The sequence below is a fragment of the Kitasatospora sp. NPDC004799 genome (assembly GCF_040609095.1).
Lineage (GTDB): Bacteria > Actinomycetota > Actinomycetes > Streptomycetales > Streptomycetaceae > Kitasatospora.
Window position 1 is genome coordinate 1 of sequence record NZ_JBEXJK010000520.1, and the last position, 5099, is coordinate 5099.

At 73.0% G+C, this 5099-nt stretch carries 6 protein-coding genes and 1 pseudogene; all 7 read left to right on the plus strand.

What is annotated here, in order from left to right:
- Nucleotides 1-210: 210 nt before the first annotated feature.
- Nucleotides 211-666: pseudogene (locus tag ABZW03_RS36965) on the plus strand (hypothetical protein); the annotation flags it as partial.
- Nucleotides 666-1373 carry an ATP-binding protein gene (locus tag ABZW03_RS36970; RefSeq protein WP_355268676.1) on the plus strand — a complete coding sequence of 236 codons (708 nt, stop codon included), beginning with the start codon at nt 666-668 and terminating at the stop codon, nt 1371-1373. The pseudogene ABZW03_RS36965 and the gene ABZW03_RS36970, both read left to right, overlap by 1 nt.
- Before the next feature lie 116 nt (nt 1374-1489).
- Nucleotides 1490-2053 (plus strand): WhiB family transcriptional regulator, encoded by a 564-nt coding sequence (locus ABZW03_RS36975; protein WP_355268678.1) that lies wholly within the window; start codon nt 1490-1492, stop codon nt 2051-2053.
- Nucleotides 2050-3066: a DUF2637 domain-containing protein gene (locus ABZW03_RS36980; protein ID WP_355268680.1), complete on the plus strand. Its 1017-nt coding sequence runs from the start codon at nt 2050-2052 to the stop codon at nt 3064-3066. Before ABZW03_RS36975 ends, ABZW03_RS36980 begins: the two co-directional genes overlap by 4 nt.
- A gap of 83 nt (nt 3067-3149) precedes the next feature.
- A complete protein-coding gene (locus ABZW03_RS36985; protein ID WP_355268681.1) occupies nt 3150-3374 on the plus strand; it encodes a hypothetical protein in 225 nt (74 codons plus the stop codon).
- 179 nt (nt 3375-3553) lie between these two features.
- On the plus strand, nt 3554-3982 hold the full coding sequence (locus ABZW03_RS36990; RefSeq protein WP_355268683.1) for a MobC family plasmid mobilization relaxosome protein: 429 nt from the start codon (nt 3554-3556) through the stop codon (nt 3980-3982).
- A partial coding sequence (locus tag ABZW03_RS36995) for a relaxase/mobilization nuclease domain-containing protein (RefSeq protein WP_355268685.1) occupies nt 3979-5099 on the plus strand: 1121 nt, incomplete at its 3' end. The genes ABZW03_RS36990 and ABZW03_RS36995, both read left to right, overlap by 4 nt.

Genomic DNA, 5099 nt, shown 5'->3' on the forward strand with positions numbered 1-5099 from the left:
CTCACGGGCCCTTCCATACCCGGGGGCCCCCCGGGTTGCGGGCGGGGGCGGGTGGGCGGTGGCGGCCCGGTGCCGGGGGTCTGATTCGCCGAGACCTCGGCGAATCCTCCGCCAGCTCTCCAGCAGCCGAGGGAGCACTTCCCGGCGCCCCCCGCCGAACCGGCGGACCAGGCGATCGACGCCGAGCGCAAATCGGTTCCGACTCCCCGGAAAGCCGCAGGTCAGGCGGCATTCGGCGAAGTCTCCCCGAAGGTTTGCCGAACCCTCGACGAGGGCTCGGCGCCTGGATCCAGGATCTTGGATCCTGGATCTTCTTCCCCTACGGGGCGCCAGGCGCCCGACGCGGATACCGTCTCGGCCGGCCAGCTGATCGGCGAGTACGTCGCCGCCTGCGCCGAGCGCCCGCCGGGCAGCGTGCTCGGCCACCTCGGCAAGGTCATCAAGACCCTGCTGAACGAGGGCATCGCCGCCGAGCACATCCGCTCCGGGCTGCGGCGCTACGCCGAGATCCAGGGCCACCCGTCCCGGCTGCCGAGCCTGGTCAACGACGCCATGAACGCACGAGGCGCCGGTTTGGCCCGGCCGGGGATCCGGCCTAACGTGCCCGCCCACCAGGCGTGGACCAACCCGGTCGACGCCGCCGTCGCCTACGCCGAGGAGCTGTGATGCGCACCCACCGCGACCCGCAGACCCTCGCCGACGCCCCCTCGGTGCTCGACCGGATGGCCCGCATCCTCGCCGCCCGGGGCATCGACCAGCACACGGTCGACGCCCTCCCGGACGAGCCGGAGCCGTACTCGCCGGAGGAAGCCCTGTCCGCCGGGCTGCCGCCGCGCTACCGCGACGCGGTCGCCCAGCACCCCCAGGTGCTCGCCTGGGTGCGGCAGGTCGCCGCCCAGGCCGCCGCCCCGAGCCTCGGCGCCCGTTGCCAGGTCGCCACCGGCCCCAGCCTGCTGATGGCCGGGGTGGTCGGCGCGGGCAAGACCCACGAGGCGTACGGTGCCGTCCGCGCCCTCGTCCAGGCCGGCATCGGCGTGCGCTGGCGCGCCACCACCGCCGCCGACCTCTACGCCGAACTGCGGCCGAGCTCGGACACCGACGCCGAGCGGGTCCTCGCCGCCTACAGCCGGGTGCCGCTGCTGATCCTCGACGACCTCGGCGCCGCCAAGAGCTCGGAGTTCGTCGAAGAGCAGACCTACCGGCTGATCAACCGCCGCTACAACAGCCTGCTCCCGACCCTGATCACCACCAACCTGCCGATCAAGGACCTGCGTACCTGCCTCGGTGACCGTGTCACCTCCCGGCTCGCCCAGATGACCACCCGGGTCGCGTTCGAGCCGGTCGACCGCAGACGCCTCCCGCGCGCCGCCTGAGCCGCCGCCGCGCCCGGCCGCCCGCAACCACGGCGAGCCGCCCGACCTCCACCGACCCAGCGCACCTCTCCGCCGACGCCGACCTCGCGCGCGGAGAGCGATCGGAGCAACCTCTCATGACCACCACGACCAGCCCTGCCCGCCACCGCGCCCTCGGCGACCACTCCTGGCAGGACCAGGCCGTCTGCACCCCGACCGAGTACAACCCCGTCGACCCGGAGACCTTCTTCCCCGGGCCGGAGGACGCCGACAGGATCGCCACTGCCAAGGCCCTGTGCGCCCAATGCCCGGTCGCCCGTGCCTGCCTGGACGCCGCCCTCGAAGCCGGCGACACCCACGGCATCCGGGGCGGCCTCACCGAGGAGGAACGCGAACCCCTGCACGCCAAGATCAACGACCGCCTCGACTACAGCCGCGTCAACGACACCCTCGCCGGACGCGACATCCACCTCACCCGGGCCGAGCGCCGCGCCGTCGTCCTCGCGGGCTACCGCCAGGACGTCCCCGTCGAACGCCTCGCCTGGCTCCTCAAGATCACCGAAGAGCACGCCCTACGGCTCTACCGCGAGACCGGCCGCGCGATACGCCACCGGCGGATCGCCGAAGAAGCCGGCCGCACGGCCTCGCCCGCCGACACCAACGAGCACCTCAACCGTGACGCCTACGGGACGGCTGCGTGAACGCCACCGCCGCGATACCGGCCTCCGCCCGCATCACCGGCTGGGACCGCGCCGTCGTCATCGCCCTCGGCGCCGCCGGCTGCGCGCTCTCGTACGACGCCCTCCAGCAGATGGCAGTCGCCATCCACGTCCGAGGCCCCCTCACCTACCTCTTCCCGCTGGTCATCGACGGTTTCATCGCCTACGGTGTCCGCGCTCTGCTCGTCCTGCGCGACGCCCCGCTGCGCGCCCGCGCTTACGTCTGGACGCTCTTCGGCGTGGCCACCGGGGCGAGCCTGTGGGCCAACGCCCTGCACGCGATCCGGCTGAACCAGCTGCACGCCGGAGACGGAGGTCTGCGGCTGGGCGACGCGGTGGTCGCGGTGCTCTCCACGATCGCCCCGCTCGCCCTGGCCGGCGCCGTCCACCTCTACATCCTCATCGCTCGCGGACCGGTCAGCCTCGCTGACCCGGACGGTCACGGTGACCGAGCCGCAGAGGGTGACCCCGGTCAGACCACCACCAAGGCTGACCTGACCGAGCGACCGGCCGCACTGACCAGCGGTCAGGACAGCGCCGGCCACCCGGAGGGCGGGCAGCCGGTCAGCCATCCGGTCACTGCACCGAGGCCGCAGCCCCAGCTGAACCCGGTCAGCTCGGTCAGCTTGACCAAGCCCTCTGACCTGCGAGGTCACCCGGACACCACGGCGCCGGTCACCGAGCGACCGGTGGACAAGAAGCCGGTCACCGCCCCGCAGGTCAGCCTTGCCGAGGTCGCCGGTCAGCCGGTCAAGCCCTCGGTCACCGCTCCGCAGGTCACTGACCGGGACGGTGACCGCCGCCCTGACCTGGACACCGAGGACCTGCTGAAGATCGCACGGCAGGCGGTCAGGGAAGAGGACAAGCTGACCCGCAAGGTGGTCGCCGAGGCGATCCGCGGTCAGCAGATCCCGCTGTCCAGCGACACGCTGACCCGGCTGATGGCTCAGCTCCGCGAACAGCACGGTCAGCCGGTCACCGCCAGCCGGGACTGACCGACACCGGATCGCCGGGGTGACCGACCAAGCCACCCCGGCGGTCACCTGCCCACACCACCGCTGAACGGGAGCACCCCACCATGCGCACCACCCCCGCGACCTGGGCCGAGGCGGACGCCTGGCTTGCCGTCCTCACCCATCGCGGCCACCTCCACCGCGTCGAAACCGGCCCGGACGGCGCCCGCAGTGTCCAGCACGACCGGCGCTCCCGCCCCTGGACCCTCCACCACCCCGTCCTCGCCCTCGACTTCATCGAGGAACTGCTCCTCGACATCCGCCAGCACGACACCGAGGCCAGCCGATGACCGCCGCCGCCCAGGACAGCACCACCCCTGGACCGGAGAGCGACCGCGATCGGGCTCCTGGCGGAGCAAGTTGTGGGGTAAGCCATGCTTACCCCGCCACCGCCCCGAATGGGTCGGCGGCACTCCGGTCGGCGGCAGACCCAGGGGGGCCTGCTGCCGGCCGGGGAGTCGGCCCAGGGGTGCCGACCACGGGGGAGGACGAGCAGCAGCCGACCGCTGCCCGCGCCAGCTCGCGCCGCCGCCGTCCCCGCCACACCAGCCAGCGTCGCACCTGCGTCAGCCTGCGCTTCAGCGACGCCGAGTGGGCCGCAGTCCAACAGGCCGCCGACTACGCGGACCTCGCCCCGGGCGGCTTCTCGGCGGCCGCCACCCTCGCCGCCGCCACGAGCACCGACCCGAGCGCCGCGGTCGCCGACTACCGGCGCGGCATCCAGGAACTCATGGAGTCCAACCGCCAGCTCGGCGCCGTGGGCAACAACCTCAACCAGCTCGCCCACTACGTGAACGCCGGAGGCCAGCCGGGCGCCGAGCTGCGGCAGCTCCTGGCCCGCGTCGAAGCCTCAATCGACGCGGTCGACGGCGCCGTCGACTGGCTCATCCGCAGGTGATCCCCAAGATCCGCACCGGCACCGACCGCGCCTTCCCGCTCATCGACTACCTCTTCGGCCCCGGCAGGCACGAGGAGCACACCGACCAGCACCTTGTCGCCTCCTGGAACGGTTTCGCGCCCGACCCGGGCCCCAACCCGGAGCGCCACCAGGTCGCCAAGCTCGCCAACCAGCTCGACCAGCCGGTCAAAGCCCTCGGCCAGCAGGCACCGGCCACCAGCATCTGGCACTGCTCGCTCCGAACCGCCCCCGGTGACCGGTACCTCGACGACGCCGAGTGGGCCACCATCGCCCGGCGCATCGTCCACGCCACCGGCATCGCCCCCGAAGGCGACACTGCTGCCTGCCGCTGGGTCGCCGTCCGCCACGCCGACGACCACATCCACATCGCCGCCACCCTCGTCCGTCAGGACGGCCGTCTCGCCAACCTCTCCTTCGACCGGCGCAAGGCCCAGGCCGAAGCCCGCCTCATAGAGAAGGAGTACGGCCTGCGCCGGCTCAACCCCGGCGACGGCACCGCCGCCAAGAACCCCACCAGCCAGGAGCACTTCAAAGCCGAACGCACCGGCCGCACCGAGACCCCACGGGAAACCCTGCGCGAAGCTGTCCGCCAAGCCCTCGCAGGAGCCGACAACGAGCAGGAGTTCTTCACCCGCCTACGCGAAGCCGGCCTGCGCGTGAAGCTCCGCCATCTGCCATCCGGTGACCTCATCGGCTACAACGTCGCCCTGCCCGGCGACCGCAACCGTACCGGCGAGCCCATCTGGTTCTCCGGGTCCAAGCTCGCCCCCGACCTCTCCCTGCCCCGAATCCGCCGCCGCCTCGAAGCCGCACCGGCCACCGCAACCCCGGAGCCGGACGACCGTCCGGCCCGCACCGCCCGCTCCGCTCCCGCCCGAGGCCGTCGGGATGCCGCCGGTGTCGCCGAGCGCACCCTCGCCGTCCTTGACCAGGACGACGACGAAGCCGCCGCCCAGCTCGTCGGCGCCGGCGAACTCCTCGACGCCCTCGCCCAGACCTCCCCGGCCGCCACCCGGACCGAACTCCGAGAAGCCGCCCGCGCCTTCGAACGCGCCACGCGCAGCCACGTCCGCGCCGAGAACGCCGACATCCGAGC

Coding starts and splice junctions, on each gene's coding strand:
- ABZW03_RS36970 (WP_355268676.1), top strand. CDS start 666: ATGCGCACCCACCGCGACCCGCAGACCCTCGCCGACGCCCCCTCGGTG.
- ABZW03_RS36975 (WP_355268678.1), top strand. CDS start 1,490: ATGACCACCACGACCAGCCCTGCCCGCCACCGCGCCCTCGGCGACCAC.
- ABZW03_RS36985 (WP_355268681.1), top strand. CDS start 3,150: ATGCGCACCACCCCCGCGACCTGGGCCGAGGCGGACGCCTGGCTTGCC.